A 23,932-nucleotide genomic window follows, 5' to 3' on the forward strand; every position below is an offset into this window, starting at 1 on the left:
CCACAAACCAAACCTATGGACTTTAAGTCCATAGTGGTTTAGTTTGTGTGTTTTGTAAATCTATTTTTTGTCAAGGGATGTGGTTAATGTTCCCGTATAATTCTGATCATAGCAAGGTCATCCGTTGGTTTTAATCCATAATGATGTTCCAGTTTTTTGAGTTTTCTGTTGAGCATTTCTTCGGTGTCATGATAAGATTGATCGGTCATCAGATATTCAACAATATTTATTTGTTCCTCGTTATCCGTTTTTTTGATTTTGGTAAAGGTCAGAATACCGTCTGTCGCAATAGAAATGTCACTCAGATGGTCAAAAAATATTTTTTGATGTTGATGAGCATACCATTCTTCAAAATCTTCATGAAGATGATATGCTAAGTAATCTGGCTTATTATCTCTGTCAAATTCCGTTATTTTGCCATTAATACTGATCACTCCGTCTCCGATTGATAAAACAACACCCTTATTTTCCTTGCTGTTATAGAGAAGAATGACGAGCGTGGACAACAGTTCTTTTTCATCCAACATGAGGCGGTTTTTAACAAAGACCAACTCTTTGAATAGATTCCGTACAATTTCTTTTAATTCTTCATCCAGGCTTTTTGTACCGCTGTTTTCGTAAAGATCTTTATAGCCTTTTTCGATTGCCGTTTTTCGCAGAAGCTTTCCAATAAGGGTTGATGCAAAGTGGCTGTCCATTGCTGTTGAGCAGCCGTCCATTATGGCACATATCAATTGATCGGAACCAATTTTCTTTATTAACAAATCGTCTTCACAGTGATGGGTATGATAATCTCCCATCTGAAGGGCAGAGTAAATATTCATTGACTGTAAAAATACTTTTAATTTTGGAAGTTGAAAATGGTTAATGAATTTGAAATGAATATTTCATCAGCTGATCAATTCTCCGTTTACGAGCTTTATTGTTTTCCCGGGTTGTTCAAATTTCCATCCCAGATCAATAGCTTCCATTATTTTGGATTTGATGAGTTTTGGAGTAATAGTCATCGACTCCCGACCGTAGTCAATGGATCTGCAGAAACCTGTATATATGAGCAGAAGTTGCCCTTCACTTCCATGCTGTACAGGAATTCCATAGTCTTCATTATGCTTTTCGTTATGGGAAACAATCTTTCTTATTTTCCAGTAAAAAACCTGATCATCGATGACAATTTTCCGCAGTCCTTTTTTTGCTAAAGCCATACTATCTCTTATTTTTTAGATATTTTCTTCAGATCATGAATTGCTTTTTCCATTCTTCCCTCCCAACCTTTTCCATTCCTTTTGTCAAGATACGGATGGGTCAATTCACTATATTTTTCCTGAGCTTTTTGATCAATTCGATCAATGCTACATCCTGTGTTTTTATAAACAATACCATATCTTTTACAGATACTGTCTACCTTTTTATTTGTTTTTTCATCATGAACAGAAAGAGACAAGCCACCTGCATATCTAATCACAATCTGACCTTTTCTAATATCTTTTTCAGCTTCCTTGGTATAAGAATCCTCTTGATTTCTGAGCTCTGTTTTGTTCTTTATAAATCCATCGGCAGCTATGTAAACAAAAAATGCCAGAGCCAGAGCATTTAGAAGCAGAAACACACTTAAAAATTTACTTTTAAAGTTTAATTTTTTAAAATCCAAACTACTCACCAGATAAGAAGCCAATGCAGTCACAGCAAAAATGGCTGGCAGGTACTGGAGCTGACACTCTTTAATCATGTACCACAAATCAAACTGCATAGGATAATTCATAAAATAATAGCTTGCAATATACATGGCAGTCACCAGCAATAGGACAGTTAAATTGATGATAATAAGTTTTTTGTACATATCAGAGAACTTTACTCATTTAAAAATAAGGTTTTCTACCGATACTAACAGATAAACGGTTTTATAATTTCAATACTTTGAGCTAAAAAAACAAAAGAAAGAGGATAAGAAATAGTAAAATTCTATTCATGATTTACTTTCCTATAGATAACCTCCTGATCTTTTAATCCATAGGTAGCACAATCTTCTGAAGTAAGATCTATAAGATCAAAAAACAGGTGAAAACTGTAGGTGTGTTCATTGGTTAGCTTAGTATACTGGATGGTTTCTTTGACAGGGATGGTATAGGTGAAAGCCTGCCCGGGTTTCAGTTTTACTGTACTTTTGATACAGTCCTTGAAACAATCTACGTCAGCAGTATAGTTGATTTTGTTTCCAGCGTTGGGACTATTTTCTGTAATTTTTATAAGTTGCATTCTGTAGGCTGAGAAATCTTTGTTGATCTTGACTTTCTTGTTACCTGTATTGGTGACGGAAAGCTTTACAATTCCCTTCTCCTGTAAGCTGGAGGTATTAGGCTCAAGTCGTAATGTGCATTCATCCTGAGCGAATAAACATGAAGTGTAGAATACCAGTGCAATAAATAGAACCTGTTTCATCAATAAATTATTAATCCTAAGATACTTAAAAAAATAAATAGTTGAAGTACTTAAAAACAGAAAAAGGACCACGAAAACCCTCAGCAGATTTTCGTAGTCCTTTATTGAAGCATTTTTCATTGAAGACTAGATGTTATATGCAATCTCACCGATGTAGTATAAAGCATACTCTTCCTCATTCACAGAAACAGGATTGGGGATGGCATGTTTATTGGCAAAAATAATAGCATTTACCGGAGTTTCCAGGCCAAGTTCGTTGATCTTTTGTTCAACAATGGGAAGCCATTGATCGGCATAAGAATAATCTGTAAACTTTTCATAAATACCTAAACTTTCATCTTCAAAACCATACTCCAAAAAATCATAGTCAAACCATTGTATTTTCTGCGATTTAGCAAATTTTGAGACGTAAAGGTCTTCATTTTCTTCTTCTGTATAATAACTTTCATCTTCTTCAGCAAAATCATTAAAGTCATCTTCATTTTTAAAATATCCCAACCAAAAGTGTGAAATCTCTTTCTCCATAAATTATTTTTTAAGTATACCGTATGTTTATTGTAATCTTCTCGAATGTTCGCTTTCATTAATGACCTTTTCCAGTCTTGAAAGCCTTGTTTTTTCCTGTTTGGCACTCATCAGCCAATGAATAATGGTCTTTTTATAAGACGGCGCCTGCTTTTCAAAAAATTCCCAGGCATTATGATGGGTTTTAAACTCTTTTTCATACGCAGAATCAAGAATAAGCTCTTTTTCATGCGAATAAATTCCTGTTTTTTCTTCTTTTCTTGCTTCAAATGCTTTCTGTCCTTCAGGAGTCATAAGTCCTGCTTTTGTCAGCTCTTCAACTTTTTTAATATTGATAATGCTCCAGTTGCTGTTCGGTTTTCTTGGAGTAAACCGGTTATAATAACTTTCTGCATCTATGGATCTTCTGACCCCATCTATCCATCCGAAACATAAAGCCTGATCTACAGACTCAGACCAGTTCATAGAAGCTTTTCCAGTGCCTTTTTTATAAAAACCTACCAGAACTTCCTTTTCTTTCATATGATGCTCTCCCAGCCATTTTCTGAAATCTTCGGGGGTTGCAAAAAATATAGGAGTCATGGGGAATGTTTTTATGGGTATTAAAATGTAATATTACAAAACTTTTCTTTTAAATGAGAATTTGAACAGGATAAAGTCAGGACCTCAAAAAATAGGGAGATCAACTTTTTTATCGTAATTTTATTCAGGTAAAATTGGTATACAATGGAATTTCTTCAGGATCATTATACAGTCCAAAACGAACTGTTGCTGATATTGATCTCCGTTCTTTTAGGACTGTTGATTGGTGCAGAACGAGAATACCGGAATAAATCTGCGGGTCTTCGGACCTTTATTCTGGTGTGTTTCGGATCTTGCCTGTTCACCATCCTTTCCATTAAAATAGGCGTACAAAATCCCGACCGTCTTGCGGCCAATATCATTACCGGGATAGGTTTTCTGGGAGCAGGTGTAATTTTTAAAGGGGACAATAAAATCGATGGAATCACAACGGCAACGACCATTTGGGCCACTGCTTCAATAGGAATGGCTGTAGGTTCAGGATATGTCTATCTTTCTCTTCTGGGAACAGTGCTGGTCATTTTGATCCTTAGTGCGCTGATTTATCTGCAGAATTTTATAGACAGCAGCCATAAAATCAGGGAATATAGAATAACGGTCATAGGGTCAGAAGATATTAAACACTGCGAACAGATATTTGAAGAGCATCATCTGAAATATTTTATGCTGAAAATGCAGTATACACAAGGGAATCTTTCCATAACCTGGAGACTTACGGGGAAGCATACAAAACACGATGAGGTGGTAAGAAGTCTCATCAATGACCCCAAAATTACAGCCTATCAGTTTTAGAATAAAGCAAAAAAATAAAGGCCTGAGCCTTTATTTTTTCTTGAAAACATACAAATCCTTGTTGGGTCCAGTAATTTCCTGGCCATCCATATCAAGTTGTATAAGAATGTTTTCGCCCACTTTATATTTGTAACTGGCAGTTTTTCCTTTCAGTGTAATTGAGCTTCCCGAAGCGTCCCATTCAAAAGTTCCTTTATCCTGATTTTTTGAATTTCTGTCAATATACTCTTCCGTAATGCTGAAGGTTTTGTCATTATTTAAAGTAAGAGAAGTCTTAATTCCCGGGCAGTCTGCACATGGAACCACAGCTTCATAAGTGCCTGGCCAATCCAGTGCATTTTCTGAAGTATCACCTGCAGCCGTAGGAGTGGCTTTTGTAATGCTGTCTGATGGTGTGGTTGCTACAGCGGCAGAATCTGTGGTGGCGTCAGTCGTTTCAGTTGTTTTTTCTTTTGGATTACAAGATGCTAAAAAGACAGCTGATGCAATTCCGAGAATGAACATTTTGTTATTCATCATAATGAAATAATTTAGATATATTAATACTTAAGTGCTGTATTTGAAACAAAAACTGAGCCAGTGAAGGGGTTTCGGGATATGGAATACGAGTTTTGAGTTTAAAGATGCGAGATCGTAGAGTTTGAGAGTACTAGGGTTTTAGAGTGAATGAATTCGGTGTTAATTATTGACGTTTTCTATTCTAAATAGTTGGAGAATTATTGAATCAATAACTTAAAGTCTCAAATCTCATATCTGAAATCTCATGTCTAATATCTGGCATCTAAAAATCTTGGCTCTTGTTTCTTGAATCTGAAATCTTGAATTTCAGCCCCATATTTCACTGTCCACGTAAGGCATATGTATAATATTCTTTGTAAATTGGGGCAAAATTTTGATTATGACAAAAAAGATACTTTTATCCGTATTTATTTTGCCGGCTGCTATGGCGTTCGCACAACAATATGGAGGAATGTGGATTCCGACAGAGTTGAATGAGAAGGAAATGAAGGATTTGGGAATGAAGATCTCTGCCAAAGACATTTTCAATACTCAGAAGCCGAGCATAAAGGATGCTGTTGTACAGTTTAACGGTGGATGTACTGCCGAGATCATCTCGCCTAAAGGCTTGCTACTGACCAACCACCACTGTGGATACGGGCAGATTCAGGCACATTCTACGGTTCAGAATGATCTTCTTTCCAATGGATTCTGGGCTAAGAATCCAGACGGTGAACTTCCGAATCCGGGGGTAAAAGTAGATTTCATTGTAGACATCAAAGAAGTAACGGATCATATTTTAGAAGGAACAGACAACCTGGTTGAGCCTGAACTGACTAAAAAGATCAGTAAAAATATCGAGGTTTATAAAAACTCTCAGAAAATAGAATCTTACCAGTCGATCATTGTAAAATCAATGTATTATGGTAACAAATTTTACGCGTTTACTACCGAAACCTACAAGGATATCCGTTTGGTTGGGGCACCGCCTCAAAGCATAGGGAAATTCGGTAGCGATACAGATAACTGGGTTTGGCCAAGACATACCGGAGATTTCTCTATGTTCAGAATTTATGCGGGTAAAGACAACAAGCCTGCGGAATATTCAAAAGACAATATCCCTTACGTTCCAAAACATTACCTGCCGGTTTCTATTAAAGATAAAGCTGAAAACGATTTCACATTCGTATTCGGATTCCCGGGGAAAACTACGGAATATCTTCCTGCAGTAGCGGTAGAGAAAATCATGACAGATATTGATCCTGCAAGAATTGCTGTACGTGATGTAGCTCTTAAAACATTGGACGAGAAAATGCGTGTAGACAGTGAAACACGTATCAAATATGCCTCAAAATATGCTTCAGTAGCTAATTACTGGAAAAAATGGATCGGTGAAGTAGAAGGGTTAAAAAAATCCAATGCAGTTGAGAAAAAAGTAATGTATGAAGGTTCTCTTGTCGCTAAAAACCCTGAGATCAAAACGACTTTGGACCAGCTGAATAAACTGTACAATGATCAGGCTCCATACGCACTAAACAATGCCTACTATACAGAGGTTGTAAGAAATGCAGAAACCCTGAAACTGGCTGGCGATTACTACGATTATATAGCTTCTGTGGAATCCGGGAAAATGGAAGAAAAAGAGCTTACCAAATTAAAATCAAAAGTAACCTCATTCTACAAAGACTACAGTGCTGAGCTTGATGCTAAAGTAACAGCCAAATTACTGGCCTTATACGCTAATAAAACGGCACCACAATTCTTACCTGCAGGATTCAATAAGTATAAAGACGAAAATCAGAATATCCCGATGATCGAGGAGATGTCTAAAAATTCAATCGTCACAGGAAGAGCACAGGTAAACGGAGCTGCTCTTACAGGAGATATCGAAAAAGCATTTTCTAACCAGGACAAGCTGATCAAGACTTTGAAAAAAGATCCTATTTATCAGCTGTATGCTTCAATGAAGGAAACCTATATGAAAACGACAGACCCTCAATTTACTTCTCTTCAGGGGAAAATTGATGACCTTCAGAAGAAATTTATGGCGCAGCAAATGGCAACGGATAAAGACAGGAAATTCTTCCCCGATGCAAACTCTACGCTTCGCGTTACTTACGGAAAAGTAAAGGGTTCTACACCTAGAGACGCTGTTTCTTACGGTTATCAAACGCATCTTGCGGGAGTGATGGAAAAATATGTTCCCGGAGATTATGAATTTGATGTTCCTAAAAAACTGATCGATCTTTACAACAAAAAAGATTACGGAAATTACAAAGACAAAACGGGAGATGTTCCGGTAGGATTTACAGCTACCAATCACACCACAGGAGGGAACTCAGGGAGCCCGGCTCTTGACGCCAACGGAAACCTTGTAGGCCTGAACTTCGACAGACAGTGGGAAGGAACAATGAGTGATATCAATTACGACCCGCGTTTCAGCCGAAACATTATGGTAGATACCAAATACATACTCTTCATTATCGAAAAATTTGCCGATTCAAAATGGCTTATCGACGAAATGAAGGTGGTGAAATAATACATAAAAGTAATATCTTTAAGAATCTATTTGAATACCATTTAAATAGATTCTTTTTTTATTTAACAGAGATGAAAGATAAGATCATCAGTTTACTGGCTGCTTTCGAAACGGAAAATCTGGGGAAGTCTTTCCCGATGGATTACTGTCTGCCTGTTTATCATTGTGTTTCTGATGAAAATTTACCACACATCAGACACATCATTCAATATAAGAATACAAAGCAGTTTGAAGCAGATCTCGATTGCCTTTCAAAACATTTCCAGTGGGTCAGCTGGTCAGAGTTCAAAGACTTTATCAGTGGCAATTTTAAGCCTAAAAAAAAGATGGCTCTGCTGACTTTTGATGACGGTTTCAGAGAGTTTTACGATACCGTAATTCCTATTCTGGAACGGAAAGGAATCTATGCCTGCAATTTTATAAATCCGGCTTTTATTGATAATCAGGAACTGATGTTCAGATGTAAGACCAGTTTAATCATCGACGAAGTAGAAAGAGGACAAAAGATAGATCCAGAAATTTTCAGTGTGCTTTCACTGGAGAATCCAACAAGAGAGCAGCTTAAACAGCAGATATTAAAGATTAATTATCATAAAAGAGACCTGCTGGATAAGCTCACCGAAAAATTTGAAATTGACTGTAAAGCCTACTTAAAAAAACATAGTCCTTATCTGACAACTGATCAATTAAAAATACTGACTCAGAAAGGATACGGCATTTCTTCTCACAGCTGGGATCATCCCAAATACAACGAATTATCCTTGCAGGAACAGATGGAAAGTACTGAACTTACCTTTAGTTATTTAAAAGAAAATAATTTGATGTACGACAGTTTTGCGTTTCCGTTCACAGACTTTGGCGTGAAGAAAGATTTTTTTGATGAGCTGTTTAAAAATCAGGAGATATTCTGCTGTTTTGGAAGTGCAGGAGTAAAATCTGACAGTATAGAACGGCTTTTCCACAGAATTCCAATGGAAATGGGCGAAAGCGGAGAAAAAACTTTAAAAAAAGAAACTGCCTATTTCAGACTGAAAAAGATCATAAACAAAAATAAAATAGTGAGAAGATGATGGAGTTGAAGACCTTGAATAAAAAAGAACTTGACGATTTTGTTTCATCAGGAGATTTCAGCAATTTTGACTTTCTTCCCATTTCAGAACACCGGGCAAAATCCCATATCAGAAACCTAAAAGCTCTGGATAATCAGACCCTTTTAGTTCTGGCATTTTATGACGGAAAGTTAGCCGGATATGTAGGATGTTTTCCCGATAATTATCTGATAGACGGGAAAATATTCCACTATGCGTGGTTGAGTACGCTGTATGTGAGTGAAGAATTCCGTGGAAAAAGAATTGCAAAAACATTGTTGAACAAAATGTTTGAAGAATATGACGGCAATATCATCGCAACCGAATTCACCAAAGAAGCAGAAACCCTGTACAATATGCTGGGCGTTTTTCAATATGCTTTTCCAAAATCAGGAAAAAGATATTATTTCCGTTCAGATGCAGCTCATATTATTCCTGCGAAAAAACCCGGACTGAAGCCTGCAAAACCTCTTTTTCAATTGACAGATGCCGCGGCCAATTCTTTAATTGCTGTGAAAAATTCATCCATAAAAAAGCCTGGTTTCAGATTCGAAATCCTTGATCATATCGATACCGAAAGTTCAGAATGGATGTCAAAATTCCGGAGCAGACGAAATGCCGATGAGATCAATGTGTTTATAAAAAATCCCTGGGTTATCCAAAGTAAAAAGAAAGAAGAAAAATATCTTTTTTCAAGTTATGCTGAGGTTTTCAAGTATGTTTGGGTTAAGTTATATGATGCCCATAATGCATTGACAGCCTGTTCACTGCTCCAGCTCAGGGACGGGAACCTTAAGATCCCTTATCTGTTTTCAGAAGTTCCTGGTTTAAACCATTTCATTGATTTTCTAAGCTATTTTATCGTCAAAAATAAAGTGAAAACCCTAACGAGTTATCAGCAAGAACTCAATAAAAAATTGGAAGAATCTAAAACTTTCCCTAAGATCTACAACCGTGATTTTGAAAGAAGATACCTCTTCCACAAACAGCTTATCGAACATCTTCCGAAAGGCTTTGATCCGGAATATCAGGATGGAGATGGTGACTGTATGATGACGTAGAGTTGCGGGTTTAATGTTTCAGGATGCAAGACCGTAAAGTTTGAGAGTACTAGGGTTTTAGAGTGAATGAGCTCAGCATTAATTATGGACGTTTTCTACTCCAAATAGTTTGGGAATCATTGAATCAATGCCCTAAAAGTCTCAAATCTCATGTCTGAAATCTGATGTCTAATATCTGGAATCTAAAATCTGATGTCTTCAATGAATTCAAAAAAACCGCCCCATATGACTGAGGCGGTTTGAATCTTTTTAATGTCCGAAAATATCTTTCAGGCTTAATTCTTTGAATTGGCCCATCTCGTTGACGGCCTCCATATCTAGGTTTTCTTTCTTGCCGATAATAGCGGTGTTAAAATGTAACGGCTTGATCTCTGTCTGATAGAATTTCTTCACATCTTCAAATGTTAGATTTTCGATCTGTCCGTAGATGTCTTTTCTGAAATCATGGTAGATGTTCAGTTTTTTCAATCGTAATGTATTGAAAAATATATTGTTTCGGGTAATTCTGGTGGAAGCAATCTGTTTCAATGCTGCATTTCTGGCATTTTCAAACTGGATTGGAACTTCAGGAAGTTCGTCCATCAGCTCGCTCATCGTGCTTACCGCAGTCCGAAGCTTATCTGGCTGGGTTCCAATGTATGTTGTGATATAATCCGGATGTCCCAGTTCAGAATTGGCGGCATAAGAAACGTAAGCTGAATAGGCTAAGCTTTTGCTTTCACGGATCTCCTGAAAAACAATAGAAGAAAGTCCTCTTCCGAAATATTCATTAAACACATTGATCTTTCCGAAATTTGAAGTGTTTACCTCATGTCCTCTTCCTATTTTGCTCATTTCCATCTGTACCATATCGTAATCTGTGAAATAGACATTTCCGTTGGTTTCAGGTTCGGGATATTGCTTTGGTTCAGGAATCTGGAAACTTGCATCTTCTACATATTTTCCAATATACTGTTTGAAGTTTTCAAGATTTTTCCCATAGAAAAATACCTGATATGGATATTTGAAAAGCTTTTTCATTCGGTCTGTGAAAACTTCTGCATGGCTGCTTTCAAGTTCCTCTTGTGAAATAATATCTGTATAACGTGAGAAGCTGCCCAGTTTTGTGTAATTGGTCAGGGCAGTCATGATCCGGTTTTTATCTTTTTTTGAAGCCTGACGGTTTTCCAAAACGGTTTCTATAAACTGTTTGTAGATTTCCTGATCCGGTTTTACTTCATACATCCAGTGTTGAAGAAGGGCAATCCCTTTTTCGATATTTTCTTCCAGCCCGCTCAGTGAGATCAGAAGCTGATCATTGGTGGTTTTAAAATCATTGCTGACCCCAATCTTAAAGAACTCCTGTTTTAAATCCTCAGGCGAAAGATCTTCAGTTCCAAGATACTGAAGGAGCTGCGTGGAAATTCCAAGATCCCTGTCATGATCACCTCCAAAAGGAAAAATAAAGTGAACCTGTGCAATATCATTGTATTTATTATGAACGAAGCTCAGCTTTTTATCCTTGATGGTATCCGTAAGGATTTCCTTTTCATAATCAATGAATTCTGGCTGTATGTCTTCCGTTTTTTCTGCAATTTCCTTTAAAAAGGCAGACTGTGCTTCACGGTTGATCTTAATCGGAGTAATTCCTGGATTTTCAACTCTTACCAATTGGTCATTAACGCCCTTCTCCTTATAGACTTCAACATAATTATTCTTAAAGAATGTATTAGCAAAATCTATAACCTCTTCTTTGGTGAAGCTTTCATACTCATCCATTTCATTTAGTTCTTGCTCCCAGGATCTTCCTTTGATGTACGTATCATACAGATTCGTAGCCAGTCCATCTGCTGTTTCAAGGCCCTTCAAACGCTGCAGTTTAAAATCATTGATGATTGCAGGAAGAATCCAGTCTGGAAAGTCTCCCTTTTTGATCAGCTCTATCTGTTCCAGAACCATTTCTTTCGCTTCGTCCATCGTCTGTGTTTCTTTTGGAACAGCTACAATAGAAAAATATCCGTACTGCTTTAAGCCTACAGAAAAAGCCTGTGCCCAAAGCATCCTTTGGGTCTGATTGATATTAAGGTCAAGCAATCCCGCTTCCCCTCTGTTGCTGAGAATATTAGCCGTAATGTCTGCTAACATCGCTTCTCTGGTTCCATAGCTGTCTGTTCTCCATGCCAGCTGAACTCTTGGCGTCGTTGGACTTTTTACGGTTCTTTTTATAATTTCCGTTAATGGCTGTTCAATGACAGGCGTCTTTTTCGGAAGTTCCCGGTAAGGAATCGTTCCAAAATATTGATTAACAAGCTGAATCGTTTCCTCGAAATCCAGATCACCCACCAAAACCATCGCATAATTATTTGGAACGTAATATTCATCAAAATACTTATGAATAGCTTTCATGGAAGGGTTTTTCAGATGTTCCGGCTTTCCGATAGTCGTTTGCTGACCATTCGGGTGCATAGGAAACAGAGCATCCATCAATTCATAATTAACCAGTCTTGAATCATTATCCTGAGCTCTGTTAAATTCCTCGTATACCGATTCCAGCTCCGTATGGAAAAGTCTCAGCACAACCTCTGAAAATCTTTCCTTTTCTATTTTAAGCCATTTTTCAAGCTCATTGTTCGGAACATTATTTTTATAAACCGTCTCATCAAACCAGGTATGGGCATTTGTTCCGCTGGCGCCCAGTGAAGAAATTACTTTGTCATATTCATTGGCGATGGCATACTGGCTTGCCTCCTGGGATACTTCATCTATTTTTTTATAGATCTCCTTCTTCTTTTCAGGATCCTGTTCCGCTTTGTGATCTTCATACAATGCTGAAATCTGGTCAAGCAGTTCCTTTTCCTTTTCCCAGTTCTGCGTTCCGATCTTCGAAGTTCCTTTAAACATCATGTGTTCAAGATAATGTGCCAAACCCGTATTGTCAGAAGGATCATTATTGCTCCCCGTTCTCACAGGAATATACGTCTGTATCCTGGGTGCATCAAAATTTTGGGCAAGAAAAACCTTTAAGCCATTCTTCAGCGTATAAATTCTTACCTTATTTTCATCATGGGTTACTGTAGTATATTCGTAGTTGTTTTTATCTGTATGAACCGTTTCTCTGTATCTCTTGTCAATCATAAGCTAACTCATTTCATTCTTTTAGATCCGAATGAACTACAAATGTAAGCAATCAAAGAAAGTTTCGGTGTGTTTTTGTTACTATTACATCTATAGTTTCGATTTGTAAAGATGAAAAAGCTAAGAGGGGAAATACTAATTTTACTCCAACTACTAGTCATTTGCTCAAAAAATTCAATAAGTTTGCATCAGGTTTTCCAAAAACAACCACTATGTCCGGAAACATTCTGATCATCGATGATGAGATCAAGCTCCTTAAACTACTGGGGATGATCCTTTCCCAAGAAAATTTTAATGTCAAAGAAGCTTCTACAGCACGTTCTGCGATGATCATGCTCGAGCAGCATGAATTTGATGTCGTTTTATGTGATGTCCGGCTTCCCGATGCTTTTGGGGTAGAACTCGTACGCTCCATCAAAACCAAATATCCACATCTCGAAATTATTCTGATGACTGCTTTCGGGAATATTACCGATGCTGTCCAGGCCATGAAAAACGGGGCATATGATTATCTGGTGAAAGGAGACGACAATGAGAAAATCATTCCGTTGGTGTATAAGGCATTAGAAAAAGTAAAGGATAATCGTTCTAAAATTGTTCAAAAAATAACCATATCAAAAGGATTCGGACAGATCATCGGAACTTCTCCTTTGATTCTTCAGTCTAAAAAGCTTGCTGAAAAAGTAGCTTTAACGGATGCTGCCGTTCTTCTGACCGGAGAAACAGGAACCGGAAAAGAAGTTTTCGCCAATGCCATCCACGAAGGAAGCGATAGAAAGAAAAATAATTTTGTAGCCATCAACTGTTCTGCGTTCAGTAAAGAAATACTGGAAAGTGAACTTTTCGGACATAAACAAGGCGCTTTTACGGGTGCTGTAAAGGATAAAAAAGGGCTGATCGAAGAAGCCAATGGCGGAACATTATTTCTGGATGAAATAGGAGAGATGCCTATTGAGCTGCAGGCCAAACTGCTTCGTGTCCTAGAAACCGGAGAGTTTATCAAAATGGGTGAAACGAAAGTTTCAAGATCAGATTTCAGACTGATTGCTGCGACCAACAGAGATCTGGAGCATGAAATAAAACAAGGTCAATTCCGGGAGGATCTCTATTTCCGACTGAATGTATTCGAAATTCATCTTCCGCCATTACGTGAAAGAAAAGAAGATTTGAAAATGCTGGCCAAAAATTTCATCGATATTTTCTCCCGAAAACTTCATCTTTCAAACCTTGAGGTCAATCCGGATTATTTTAAAACACTGGAAAAAAACGACTGGAAAGGAAATATCCGCGAGCTTAGAAATGCGGTGGAAAGAAGTCTTATTTTAATGGAAGACAATATTCTTGATGCTGAAAGTCTGCCGCATTATTCAGATAAAATTGTTCCTGAAAGTGACTCATTAAGCATGAGATCCCTGGAAAAAATACATATCCAAAAAGTCCTGCAATACACCAAAGGCAATAAAGCCGAAGCAGCCAGACTACTGGAAATCGGCATTGCAACGCTGTACCGCAAGCTGGAGGAGTATGGATGGAGGTAAATGGATTGCGGAGCTTGAGAGTTTGAGGGTTTTAGAGTTTCGGAATGCAAAATACGGGATTCAGGTGTTTGGACGTGCACGTCTCAAAATAAACTTTAGCCTTGACCTCAGGCTAAAATCTCACGTCTGAAATCTGATGTCTCATACCTGGCATCTGAAATCTTGTTTCTTGAATTTATCCTTCATCTGCAAAACAAAATTCACCATTACCATTTTCCAATTCTCGCCTTAATCTAACAGTCTCATGTCTCGTATCTGAAATCTAACATCAATCTCTAGCTTCTAACTTCTACTCCCTATCATTTCAATAAACGAGCCTATCAAAATGATAGGCTTTTGTGTTTTGGTACGATTGAGTTATTTTACATAAGTATCTGTTATTTAATTGTTTGATTGTTTAGTTTTCAGAGTGGACCTCTTTTTGGCCTATAGGACGTGAATAAAATATTTTAAAAATGACAATTTCAAGAAAAACGTTCAAAAAACGTGAGCATGCAGGCTTCAGTCTGCTGATGGTATCGTACGTACTTATGACTCTATTAACTTTAATAATAACGATATGATGCTGATAAGTTTGATCCTGCTTTTTGCAGTGATATTCTGGCTTCTTTATAAATCCGTTGAATTTTTTGATAAAATATAAAAATATGTGGAGTTTATTTTTCCTTTCAATTCTGGCCTTCGTTTACATCTGCTACGTTTTGCTGAAACCTGAAAAATTTTAACCGGTCATGAATACAGAAATTTTAGGCGTTATTGCCATGTTTGTCATTACATTAGTTATTGGAATATTTCTGGGGAAATACATTGCTAATGTGTACGGGTACAAAAAGACCTTTTTAGATCCTGTTTTTGAACCTGTTGAAAAATTAATTTATAAAATATCGGGGATCAATCCAAACCGTCAGATGACCTGGAAACAGAATATGTATGCCATGCTGACGATCAACCTGGTTTGGTTCGTGATCGGATTCCTGATTCTGATGACTCAGTCCTGGCTTCCCTTAAATCCTGACGGAAACCCGAATATGTCACCTGATCTCGCCTTTAATACGGCTATTTCCTTCCTGGTGAACTGTAACCTTCAGCACTATTCAGGAGAAACGGGAGTGAGCTATTTAAGCCAGCTTTATCTGATGTTCCTGCAGTTTGTGACCGCAGCTACCGGAATGGCAGCAATGGCCGTCCTTTTCAAAGCTTTTAAAGAGAAAACAACGACAGAATTAGGGAATTTCTATGATTTCTTTACTAAATCTGTGATCAGAATACTCGTTCCAATCAGTATCCTTGTTGCCCTGATTCTTTCTGCCAACGGAAGTCCGATGACTTTCGAAGGAAAAGATCATATCACAACGCTGGAAGGACAGAAAATTGATGTTTCAAGAGGTCCTGTAGCCGCTTTTGTGGCGATCAAGCATTTGGGAACCAATGGGGGAGGTTTCTTCGGAGCCAACTCAGCACATCCGCTTGAGAACCCGAACTATGTGACGAATATGACCGAAATGGTTACTCAGATGATCATTCCGTTTGCATTGGTTTTTGCATTAGGATTTTATCTGAAAAAGAGAAAACTGTCATGGGTGATCTTTACCGTAATGACGGTTGGTTTCTTGGCACTTGCCGTTCCGAACGTTGTGAATGAAACAAACGGAAACCCTCTCATCACGCAGATGGGCGCTGACAGTAACCTTGGTGCAATGGAAGGCAAAGAAATCCGTTTCGGAAGTGCATCTTCAGGATATTGGAGTATTGCAACGACGGTGATCTCAACAGGGTCCGTGAATTCGATGCATGACAGTACCATGCCGCTTTCAGGAATGAACGAGCTGCTGGCCATGATGATCAACTGCTTCTACGGAGGCTGCGGTGTCGGAATTCTCAATTATTTCATCTTTATCATTCTCGCTGTATTCATCAGTGGTCTGATGGTGGGAAGGACACCGGAATTCATGGGTAAGAAAATTGAAGCTAAAGAAATGAAGATCGCAATGATCGTTGCTCTTTTCCATCCCTTTCTGATACTTGTGGGAACAGCGTTAACTGCCTATCTGCCGGAATTTGGTGCCAAAACATTGAATAATCCAGGTTTCCACGGGTTCAGTGAAATGTTGTACGAGTTTACTTCTTCTTCTGCGAATAACGGTTCCGGCTTTGAAGGTCTTGGCGACAATACTCCTTGGTGGAATATCTCAACAGGAATTGTATTGCTGTTATCCAGATTTATTCCGATCATAGGACCGATAGCGATTGCAGGATTATTGGCACAGAAAAAATTCATCCCGGAAAGTTCAGGAACTCTAAAAACAGATACGGCTACTTTCGGCTTTATGACGCTGGCGGTGATCCTGCTTATTGCGGCGCTGTCTTTCTTCCCTGCATTAACATTAGGACCTATCGCAGAACAGATCCAGTATTTCTCTAAATAAAAGAAAATTAATTTTTTAAACCATTAAGAAGATAAAAGAGGTTAAGAATACTAAGCTGTACGGACAATATGCAGCAATCTTAAAAATATTCTTTTGAATATAATCTTAATTCTTCTTCACCCCTAAATAGCTCTTAATGGTTTAAGTATCAATAATTAAAATTACAATCAATAGTCAACCATTAGGAGGATTGAAATATCAGGAAATCAGTCTATAACTCATCGAAACATTCACCTGAATATATTATCCATTTTCATTCCTTATTATTTTAGTCTTTCTTAATGGTTACCATTGATTTATAATGATATAACTCTTTCAAAAAAATGAAAAATCAATCACAGACATTGTTTCAAAAAGATTTGGTGAACGAAGCGATCAAACAGTCCTTCGTTAAACTGAATCCGAAAATCATGTTTAAAAATCCCGTGATGTTCCTGGTGGAAGTCGGAACAGTGGTGATGTTTATTGTAAGTCTTTTCAGTCTTACAGGGGACAAATCACAGGGGAGCTTTGCTTATAACTTTACCGTATTCATTATTTTATTTTTCACGGTTCTTTTTGCCAACTTTGCTGAGGCTATTGCTGAAGCAAGAGGAAAGGCACAAGCGGATACGCTTAGAAAAACGCGTGAAGAAACTCCGGCCAAAGTCGTGGTAGACAACAAACCAGGATTTCAGGTAGAAACTGTTCTCAGGATGTCTGCCGAAATGAAACTGGGCGATATTTTCCTTTGTGAAACCGGAGATCAGATCCCGATGGACGGGGAGATCATAGAAGGGCTTGCTACCATTGATGAATCGGCAATCACCGGAGAAAGTGCGCCCGTGATCCGTGAATCCGGAGGTGATAAAAGCTCCGTAACAGGTGGAACAAAAGTGCTTTCTGATAGAATAAAAGTGAAAGTAACGACTAAACCGGGAGAATCTTTCTTAGATAAAATGATTGCCCTTGTAGAAGGAGCTTCAAGACAGAAAACACCTAATGAAATCGCATTAACTATACTTTTAGCAGGATTTACCCTGACCTTTATTATCGTCACACTCACTTTAAAACCTTTTGCAGACTACGCGCAGACTCCCATTACCATTGCGGCATTTATATCACTTTTCGTTTGTTTGATTCCCACAACCATTGGAGGTCTGCTTTCTGCAATCGGGATCGCCGGAATGGACAGAGCATTGAGAGCGAATGTAATCACCAAAAGTGGTAAAGCAGTAGAAACTGCCGGAGACATCGATGTATTACTGCTTGATAAAACAGGAACCATTACCATCGGAAACCGTAAAGCAACAGAATTTCACCCTGCTGACGGAATCAGATTACCGGATTTCATTAAAGCTTCTGCATTAAGTTCAGTAGCAGATGAAACGCCGGAAGGAAAATCCATCATAGAACTAAGCCAGCTGAAAGCAGAAGATCTTCTTGTTCCCAACCCGGTCTATATTGATTTCTCAGCAGAAACGAGAACCTCAGGAATCGATTTTGAAGACACAAGGATCAGAAAAGGAGCTTATGACACGATAAAAAAACTGACAGAAAAAGCCGGGAACATCTTTCCGAAAGAAACCCAGGATGCCGTTACCAAAATTTCTGAAAACGGGGGAACCCCTCTTGTTGTCAGCGTTAATGAAAAAGTCTGGGGCGTCATCGAACTTCAGGACATCATTAAAACAGGAATTCAGGAACGCTTCCAGAGACTGAGAAAAATGGGGGTAAAAACGGTGATGGTAACCGGAGATAATCCTCTGACTGCAAAATTCATCGCTGAAAAAGCAGGCGTAGATGATTTCATTGCGGAAGCCAAGCCCGAAGACAAAATGAACTACATCAAAAAAGAACAGCAAGAAGGAAAGCTGGTCGCCATGATGGGAGACGGAACCAATGATGCTCCGGCACTGGCTCAGGCCGATGTGGGGGTAGCAATGAACAGTGGAACACAGGCCGCAAAAGAAGCCGGTAACATGGTAGACCTTGACAATGACCCTACAAAACTGATCGAGATCGTAGAAATTGGAAAACAGCTGCTGATGACCCGTGGAACATTGACGACTTTCAGTATTGCGAATGACGTTGCTAAATATTTTGCCATTATTCCGGCACTGTTCATTACCTTTATTCCATCACTGCAGAAGTTAAACATCATGAATCTTCACAGCCCGGAAACAGCGATTTTATCAGCCGTTATTTTCAATGCCGTGATCATTCCTTTCCTTATTCCACTCGCATTAAAAGGAGTTGCCTACAAACCGATCGGTGCCAGTGCATTATTGAGAAGAAACCTTTTTATTTATGGTTTGGGTGGTGTTATCGTTCCTTTCATCGGCATTAAGATCATTGATTTAGTGGTTAGTTTATTCTATTAAAATTTAAAAAATGAAAAATCATATTGTTACAGCATTCAGACTCACTTTTGTAATGCTGGCTATCGTAGGAATTTATCTGCTTATCGTGTACGGAGGCTCAAAAGTTTTGCCTACAAAAGGAAATGCGGAGATCATTACCCGGAACGGGCAGAAGTTTTATGCGAATATCGGGCAGGAATTTAAATCTGAAAAATACTTTCACGGGCGTCCATCATCTGTTAATTATAATGCAGCAGGAAGCGGTGGAAGCAATAAAGGCCCAAGTAACGAAGAATACCTGGAAACCGTCCAAAAAAGAATAGACACTTTAAAAATGGAACATCCGGGAATGGAGAATACAAAAGTTCCTGTAGAGCTGGTTACAGCTAGTGGAAGCGGTCTCGATCCCGATATTTCTGAAGAAGGCGCTTTGTATCAGGTAAAGAAAATTGCTGAAGTACGAAATCTTTCTGAGGAAAAAGTAAGAGATTTAGTGAAAAATCAAACAGAGAAACCGTTTTTAGGGCTTTTAGGTCCATCAAAAGTAAATGTGCTGAAGCTTAATCTCGCTTTAGATCAATTAAAATAATGTAGCTATTATCGTGAAAAAATATATCATTACCAGTGCAGTATTATTCGGGATCTTTTTCCCGAAAGCACAGTCATCAGATTCATTAAAAACAGAAAATAAAGTAACATTTTCTGCTTATGCAGAACTTTTCTACACTTATGATCTTAATGAACCTGCCAATCATTTCCGTCAGAATTTTTTATATTCTTACAACAGACATAATGAGCTCAATCTGAATTTAGGATTGATAAAAGCGAATTATCAGAGTGAGAACCTTCGTGCTAATGTGGCTTTAATGGCCGGAACGTATGCACAGGATAATATGGCTGCAGAACAGGACGCATTACGTTATGTTAATGAAGCAAATATTGGGATTAAGATTTCAAAGAACAAAAACTTGTGGATCGATGCCGGAATTATGCCTTCCCACATCGGTTGGGAAAGTGCTATAGGAAAGGACAATGTCAACCTGACTAGAAGTTTTGCCGCTGAAAATTCTCCTTATTTTGAAACCGGAGCGAAGGTTTCTTATACATCAGATAGCGGAAAATGGTTTGTAAGCGGACTAGTGTTGAATGGTTGGCAGCGGATCGCAAAGCCGGAAGGAAACCAGACCATTTCTTTTGGGCATCAGGTAACCTACAAACCAACAGAAAAGATTACGCTTAACAGCAGCTCTTTCATCGGAAACGACAAATCAAAGGATGAAAAAAGGATGCGTTATTTCCATGATCTTTATGGAAGTTTTCAGCTGACAGATCAATTTTCTGCGTTGCTGGGGTTTGATATCGGTGCAGAACAGAAAACCAAAGGAAGCAGCAGCTACAATATCTGGTACACTCCCAATGTATTGATGAAATACCAGCTTGACAGTAAATGGGCTCTGGCAGGAAGATTTGAGTATTACAATGATAAAAACGGCGTGATCATCAGTACCAAAACGCCCAATGGTTTCCAAACCTTCGGATATTCCCTGAATGTAGATTATGCAATTCTGAAAAATGTGGTTTTCCGTACTGAAGCAAGGGGCTTCACATCCAAAGATGCCATTTTTGTAAAGAATGATGAGATGAAACAAGGGAATTTCTTTATTACAACAAGTTTGGCTGCATGGTTTTAGAAAGTGAAAAGTGAATAATGAAGAGTGAAAAATAATTAACCACAAAAGGCACAAAAGATTTTGACACTTAAGTTATTTAAAGTTTAAATACTTTGTCAATATTAAGATCACATAAGTTTAAAAAAAATCAAAGATTTTTATTCCATCGAATGATTAAAGATCTGTGTAATCTGCGGGAGATAAAAAAATATGTATCAAAAGAGTAACAAAGCCTTATAATATGTATGTTTTTATAAAACCAAAAGTTATAACAAAGACAACTACTAAACCAAACCGACGATAATTCCCCGATGGAGGGGTGGCTAAGATTCAAAGAATTTTGAAAGGGTGGTTCAAGGTAGTTCAAGAAAAAATACCCAAATAATCGTAACTTACTTATACATTCTAAAGTGTTGGAAAATAAACCTTTTGTGCCTTTTGTATTAAAAAAAATAAAGCAAAAAAAATCAATGTCATCAGCAAAACATTTTTTAGAATTGATCCAGAAATCCCGGAAAGGAAAATTCAAGATCTATATCGGGATGAGCGCAGGCGTGGGAAAAACTTTCCGCATGCTTCAGGAGGCACAATCTCTTCTGCGTAACGGCATTGACGTAAAGATCGGGTATATAGAAACCCACGACCGGGAAGAAACGGTAGCTCTTACAGATGGAATTCCGGAAATTTCAAGAAGATCAGTTTTCTACAAAGGTAAAAGTCTGGAAGAAATGGATCTTCAGGCCATTATCAATGAACATCCGGAGGTCGTTCTCGTGGATGAATTGGCTCATACGAATGTAGAAGGCTCAAAAAATAAAAAAAGATGGCAGGATGTGCTGGAAATCCTTGATAACGGGATCAATGTCATCAGTGCCATGAATATCCAGCATATCGAAAGCCTGAATGAAGAAGTAAAAAATATCACAGGAATAGAAGTGGCTGAACGTGTTCCTGATAAGATTTTAAGTCTTGCCGATGAGGTGGTCAATATAGACCTTACCGCCGATGAACTGCTGACCCGTCTGAAAGAAGGAAAAATTTATAAAAAAGAAAAGATTCAGACGGCGCTTACCAATTTCTTTCAAAGCGGACATATTTTGCAACTTCGGGAACTTGCTTTAAAAGAAGTCGCTGCACACGTAGAAAGAAAGGTCGAAACAGAGATTAAAACAGAGAATTTTAAACCCATAAAATTTCTGGCCTGCATCAGCAGCAATGAGAAGATCGCTAAAAATATCATCCGGAAAACAGCCCGACTGGCGAGTTACTACAACAGTCAGTGGACGGTCCTGTACGTTCAGAAGCCGTCAGAAAATCCTGAAAAAATTGCCCTCGACAAACAGCGGTATTTGATTAATAATTTTAATTTAGCACAGGAATTGGGAGCAAAAGTGGTTCGTATAAAAGAAAGCAGTGTCCACAAAGGAATTCTGGAGTATGTGATTGCTCATAATATCACAACGGTCTGCATCGGAAAGCCTCACGCAGAGCTCTGGCAGCGTCTTTCTGGCTATAGCTGGATTTACACGTTGATGAACAGGCTGAATGAAAAGCAGATAGATATTATTATTTTATCTTAGAAGTAATGAAACTTAAAACAAAACTCACTTTAGGCGTAGGTCTTTTATTCTTACTGATCGTTCTCATGTCAGTGATCGGATCCGTCTATATCAATAAACTGAAATCCGATACTGAGAAAATCCTTACGGCCAATTACAACAGTCTGGAGTTTTCCAAAAATATGCTTCTTGCTCTGGATAAAATAAGCACAGACAGCGCTATTGCAGTGAATGATTTTCAGAAAAATAATAAACTGCAGGAGAAAAACCTTACAGAATTTGGGGAAAAGGAGGCTACCCAAAGCCTGAACCTTCATTTCAACAGCTATCTTAAACAGTCTTCCCCGGAAAAAGAGAAGCTTATCCGTGAAGACCTTGCCAAAATCATGTCCCTGAATATGAAGGGGATTGAAAGAAAAAGTGATATTGCTATCATTACCGCTGAAAATGCTACTTTCTGGATTGTAAGTTTGGGAACAGTCTGTTTCCTGATCGCTTTTATTCTGCTTTTTAACTTACCCCAGACCATTGCGGAACCTATCAATCAGCTGACGTTCAGTATCAAGCAAATTGCTGCTAAAAATTATAATGAAAGGGTGCATTTCAAAGGCAGTGAAGAATTCAAAAGTCTCGCAGATTCATTTAATACGATGGCGGAAAAACTTCAGGAATACGAAAGCAGCAGCCTTTCTAAGCAATTGATGGAGAAAAAAAGGATCGAAACATTGGTGAATAATATGCATGATGCAGTGATTGGGCTGGATGAAAATCATTTTATTTACATGATCAACGATGAAGCGCTGAAGATCACGAATCTCCGTAAAGAAGAAATCATCGGTAAAACAGCGCATGAAGTGGCCATTAATAATGATCTGATGCGTGAACTGCTTAAAAATATTGATCAGCCGGTAAAAGAACCGATCAAGATTGTTCGTGATCATAAAGAGAACTATTTTGAACAGGATATAATTCCCATCAATATTGTGAAGACCGGTGAGAAGGAAACCAAATATATTGGAAAAGTGATCCTTCTTCGGAATATCACTCCCTTCAAAGAACTGGATTTTGCTAAAACCAATTTTATAGCCACTATTTCACATGAGCTCAAAACACCTATATCCGCTATAAAAATGGGTGTGCAGCTTCTCGGAAATCAAAAATTCGGAGCATTGAATGACCAGCAGAAAGAACTGTTGAAAAGCATTAATGATGACGGACAAAGGCTTCTGAATATAACAGGTGAACTATTGAATCTTTCGCAGGTAGAAACCGGAAATATCAGCTTGACTGTTGAGAAATGTTCACCGAAAGAAGTGGTACAGACCGCTGTGAAAAATGTTGAAAAGCTGGCAGAACAGAAGAATATTCTGATCAATACCGCATATCTGGTAGGTGATACCGATTTCATCGCTGCAGATTTTGATAAAACAGTGTGGGTCATGAATAATTTCCTTACCAATGCGGTCAAACACTCTTTCCAGGACGAAAATATCCAGATTTTGGTGGAAAAACTGGACTCTATGATCCAGTTCAGTATTACCGATACCGGAAGTGGAATTGATGAAAAATACCACCGCCAGATCTTCGACCGTTATTTTCAGGTTCCGGGAGACCATCAGAACGGGACCGGACTGGGACTGGCTATCTCCAAAAACTTTATTGAAAAACAGAACGGCGAAATAGGAGTGAAAAGCTCACCCAATCAGGGTAGTACTTTTTATTTCAGGTTGCCAATTTCGTAGTGTTTAAAGCTGAATATTTT

Annotated in this window: 19 protein-coding genes; 11 read left to right on the forward strand and 8 right to left on the reverse strand. The window is 38.2% G+C overall.

Annotated elements, in window-relative coordinates; translation table 11 throughout:
- Positions 1 to 83: 83 nt before the first annotated feature.
- From HHL23_RS08040 to HHL23_RS08065, 6 genes are all read right to left on the reverse strand, one after another.
- Entirely contained in the window at positions 84 to 824 is a 741-nt protein-coding gene (locus tag HHL23_RS08040; protein ID WP_169234288.1) for a protein phosphatase 2C domain-containing protein, read from the reverse strand.
- Between the two features lie 66 nt (positions 825 to 890).
- On the reverse strand, positions 891 to 1,202 hold the full coding sequence (locus HHL23_RS08045; RefSeq protein WP_169234289.1) for a hypothetical protein: 312 nt from the start codon (positions 1,200 to 1,202) through the stop codon (positions 891 to 893).
- 8 nt (positions 1,203 to 1,210) lie between these two features.
- The gene (locus tag HHL23_RS08050) at positions 1,211 to 1,837 is read right to left on the reverse strand and encodes an FEKKY domain-containing protein (protein WP_169234290.1); all 627 of its coding nucleotides are present in this window, start codon (positions 1,835 to 1,837) and stop codon (positions 1,211 to 1,213) included.
- A gap of 122 nt (positions 1,838 to 1,959) precedes the next feature.
- Positions 1,960 to 2,436, reverse strand: a complete 477-nt coding sequence (locus tag HHL23_RS08055; protein WP_169234291.1) for a hypothetical protein — start codon at positions 2,434 to 2,436, stop codon at positions 1,960 to 1,962.
- Positions 2,437 to 2,562: 126 nt separating this feature from the next.
- On the reverse strand, positions 2,563 to 2,961 hold the full coding sequence (locus HHL23_RS08060; protein ID WP_169234292.1) for an immunity 22 family protein: 399 nt from the start codon (positions 2,959 to 2,961) through the stop codon (positions 2,563 to 2,565).
- Positions 2,962 to 2,988: 27 nt separating this feature from the next.
- The gene (locus HHL23_RS08065; protein WP_169234293.1) at positions 2,989 to 3,543 is read right to left on the reverse strand and encodes a YdeI/OmpD-associated family protein; all 555 of its coding nucleotides are present in this window, start codon (positions 3,541 to 3,543) and stop codon (positions 2,989 to 2,991) included.
- Between the two features lie 144 nt (positions 3,544 to 3,687).
- Here HHL23_RS08065 and HHL23_RS08070 point away from each other — a divergent pair, with 144 nt between their 5' ends.
- Positions 3,688 to 4,335: an MgtC/SapB family protein gene (locus tag HHL23_RS08070; RefSeq protein ID WP_169234294.1), complete on the forward strand. Its 648-nt coding sequence runs from the start codon at positions 3,688 to 3,690 to the stop codon at positions 4,333 to 4,335.
- Between the two features lie 30 nt (positions 4,336 to 4,365).
- Here HHL23_RS08070 and HHL23_RS08075 read toward each other — a convergent pair whose 3' ends face one another.
- Positions 4,366 to 4,854: a copper resistance protein NlpE gene (locus tag HHL23_RS08075; protein ID WP_228464672.1), complete on the reverse strand. Its 489-nt coding sequence runs from the start codon at positions 4,852 to 4,854 to the stop codon at positions 4,366 to 4,368.
- Between the two features lie 379 nt (positions 4,855 to 5,233).
- On the opposite strand from HHL23_RS08075, the gene HHL23_RS08080 reads away from it, so the two are divergent.
- The 3 genes from HHL23_RS08080 (at position 5,234) to HHL23_RS08090 (ending at position 9,521) form a co-directional block, all read left to right on the forward strand.
- A complete protein-coding gene (locus tag HHL23_RS08080) occupies positions 5,234 to 7,372 on the forward strand; it encodes a S46 family peptidase (protein ID WP_169234295.1) in 2,139 nt (712 codons plus the stop codon).
- Between the two features lie 71 nt (positions 7,373 to 7,443).
- Positions 7,444 to 8,442, forward strand: coding sequence for a polysaccharide deacetylase family protein (locus HHL23_RS08085; protein ID WP_169234296.1), 999 nt, complete (start codon positions 7,444 to 7,446; stop codon positions 8,440 to 8,442).
- Positions 8,439 to 9,521, forward strand: coding sequence for a GNAT family N-acetyltransferase (locus HHL23_RS08090; RefSeq protein ID WP_169234297.1), 1,083 nt, complete (start codon positions 8,439 to 8,441; stop codon positions 9,519 to 9,521). Before HHL23_RS08085 ends, HHL23_RS08090 begins: the two co-directional genes overlap by 4 nt.
- A gap of 249 nt (positions 9,522 to 9,770) precedes the next feature.
- Here the strand turns inward: HHL23_RS08090 and HHL23_RS08095 are convergent, their stop codons facing one another.
- Positions 9,771 to 12,635, reverse strand: a complete 2,865-nt coding sequence (locus tag HHL23_RS08095; RefSeq protein WP_169234298.1) for a M16 family metallopeptidase — start codon at positions 12,633 to 12,635, stop codon at positions 9,771 to 9,773.
- A gap of 212 nt (positions 12,636 to 12,847) precedes the next feature.
- Between HHL23_RS08095 and HHL23_RS08100 the strand changes: the two genes are divergently transcribed.
- From HHL23_RS08100 to HHL23_RS08135, 7 genes are all read left to right on the forward strand, one after another.
- Positions 12,848 to 14,173 (forward strand): sigma-54-dependent transcriptional regulator, encoded by a 1,326-nt coding sequence (locus HHL23_RS08100; protein ID WP_169234299.1) that lies wholly within the window; start codon positions 12,848 to 12,850, stop codon positions 14,171 to 14,173.
- Positions 14,174 to 14,904: 731 nt separating this feature from the next.
- On the forward strand, positions 14,905 to 16,599 hold the full coding sequence (gene kdpA, locus HHL23_RS08110) for a potassium-transporting ATPase subunit KdpA (RefSeq protein ID WP_169234300.1): 1,695 nt from the start codon (positions 14,905 to 14,907) through the stop codon (positions 16,597 to 16,599).
- 323 nt (positions 16,600 to 16,922) lie between these two features.
- A complete protein-coding gene (kdpB, locus tag HHL23_RS08115; RefSeq protein WP_169234301.1) occupies positions 16,923 to 18,962 on the forward strand; it encodes a potassium-transporting ATPase subunit KdpB in 2,040 nt (679 codons plus the stop codon).
- 10 nt (positions 18,963 to 18,972) lie between these two features.
- A complete protein-coding gene (gene kdpC / locus HHL23_RS08120) occupies positions 18,973 to 19,530 on the forward strand; it encodes a K(+)-transporting ATPase subunit C (protein ID WP_169234302.1) in 558 nt (185 codons plus the stop codon).
- Positions 19,531 to 19,543: 13 nt separating this feature from the next.
- Positions 19,544 to 20,632 (forward strand): porin, encoded by a 1,089-nt coding sequence (locus HHL23_RS08125; RefSeq protein ID WP_185194864.1) that lies wholly within the window; start codon positions 19,544 to 19,546, stop codon positions 20,630 to 20,632.
- 449 nt (positions 20,633 to 21,081) lie between these two features.
- Positions 21,082 to 22,191: a sensor protein KdpD gene (locus HHL23_RS08130; RefSeq protein ID WP_169234303.1), complete on the forward strand. Its 1,110-nt coding sequence runs from the start codon at positions 21,082 to 21,084 to the stop codon at positions 22,189 to 22,191.
- 5 nt (positions 22,192 to 22,196) lie between these two features.
- On the forward strand, positions 22,197 to 23,912 hold the full coding sequence (locus HHL23_RS08135) for an ATP-binding protein (protein WP_169234304.1): 1,716 nt from the start codon (positions 22,197 to 22,199) through the stop codon (positions 23,910 to 23,912).
- Positions 23,913 to 23,932 lie beyond the last annotated feature (20 nt).

This window comes from Chryseobacterium antibioticum (genome assembly GCF_012927325.1).
Classification (GTDB): Bacteria; Bacteroidota; Bacteroidia; order Flavobacteriales; family Weeksellaceae; genus Chryseobacterium; species Chryseobacterium antibioticum.

Excerpts from the sequence above, each read along its gene's own strand:
- HHL23_RS08045 (WP_169234289.1), bottom strand. The coding sequence starts at position 1,202 with ATGGCTTTAGCAAAAAAAGGACTGCGGAAAATTGTCATCGATGATCAG.
- HHL23_RS08135 (WP_169234304.1), top strand. The coding sequence starts at position 22,197 with ATGAAACTTAAAACAAAACTCACTTTAGGCGTAGGTCTTTTATTCTTA.
- HHL23_RS08080 (WP_169234295.1), top strand. The coding sequence starts at position 5,234 with ATGACAAAAAAGATACTTTTATCCGTATTTATTTTGCCGGCTGCTATG.
- HHL23_RS08065 (WP_169234293.1), bottom strand. The coding sequence starts at position 3,543 with ATGACTCCTATATTTTTTGCAACCCCCGAAGATTTCAGAAAATGGCTG.
- HHL23_RS08075 (WP_228464672.1), bottom strand. The coding sequence starts at position 4,854 with ATGATGAATAACAAAATGTTCATTCTCGGAATTGCATCAGCTGTCTTT.
- HHL23_RS08070 (WP_169234294.1), top strand. The coding sequence starts at position 3,688 with ATGGAATTTCTTCAGGATCATTATACAGTCCAAAACGAACTGTTGCTG.
- HHL23_RS08095 (WP_169234298.1), bottom strand. The coding sequence starts at position 12,635 with ATGATTGACAAGAGATACAGAGAAACGGTTCATACAGATAAAAACAAC.
- HHL23_RS08060 (WP_169234292.1), bottom strand. The coding sequence starts at position 2,961 with ATGGAGAAAGAGATTTCACACTTTTGGTTGGGATATTTTAAAAATGAA.
- HHL23_RS08050 (WP_169234290.1), bottom strand. The coding sequence starts at position 1,837 with ATGTACAAAAAACTTATTATCATCAATTTAACTGTCCTATTGCTGGTG.
- kdpA (WP_169234300.1), top strand. The coding sequence starts at position 14,905 with ATGAATACAGAAATTTTAGGCGTTATTGCCATGTTTGTCATTACATTA.
- HHL23_RS08100 (WP_169234299.1), top strand. The coding sequence starts at position 12,848 with ATGTCCGGAAACATTCTGATCATCGATGATGAGATCAAGCTCCTTAAA.
- HHL23_RS08040 (WP_169234288.1), bottom strand. The coding sequence starts at position 824 with ATGAATATTTACTCTGCCCTTCAGATGGGAGATTATCATACCCATCAC.
- HHL23_RS08130 (WP_169234303.1), top strand. The coding sequence starts at position 21,082 with ATGTCATCAGCAAAACATTTTTTAGAATTGATCCAGAAATCCCGGAAA.
- kdpC (WP_169234302.1), top strand. The coding sequence starts at position 18,973 with ATGAAAAATCATATTGTTACAGCATTCAGACTCACTTTTGTAATGCTG.
- HHL23_RS08055 (WP_169234291.1), bottom strand. The coding sequence starts at position 2,436 with ATGAAACAGGTTCTATTTATTGCACTGGTATTCTACACTTCATGTTTA.
- HHL23_RS08085 (WP_169234296.1), top strand. The coding sequence starts at position 7,444 with ATGAAAGATAAGATCATCAGTTTACTGGCTGCTTTCGAAACGGAAAAT.
- HHL23_RS08090 (WP_169234297.1), top strand. The coding sequence starts at position 8,439 with ATGATGGAGTTGAAGACCTTGAATAAAAAAGAACTTGACGATTTTGTT.
- kdpB (WP_169234301.1), top strand. The coding sequence starts at position 16,923 with ATGAAAAATCAATCACAGACATTGTTTCAAAAAGATTTGGTGAACGAA.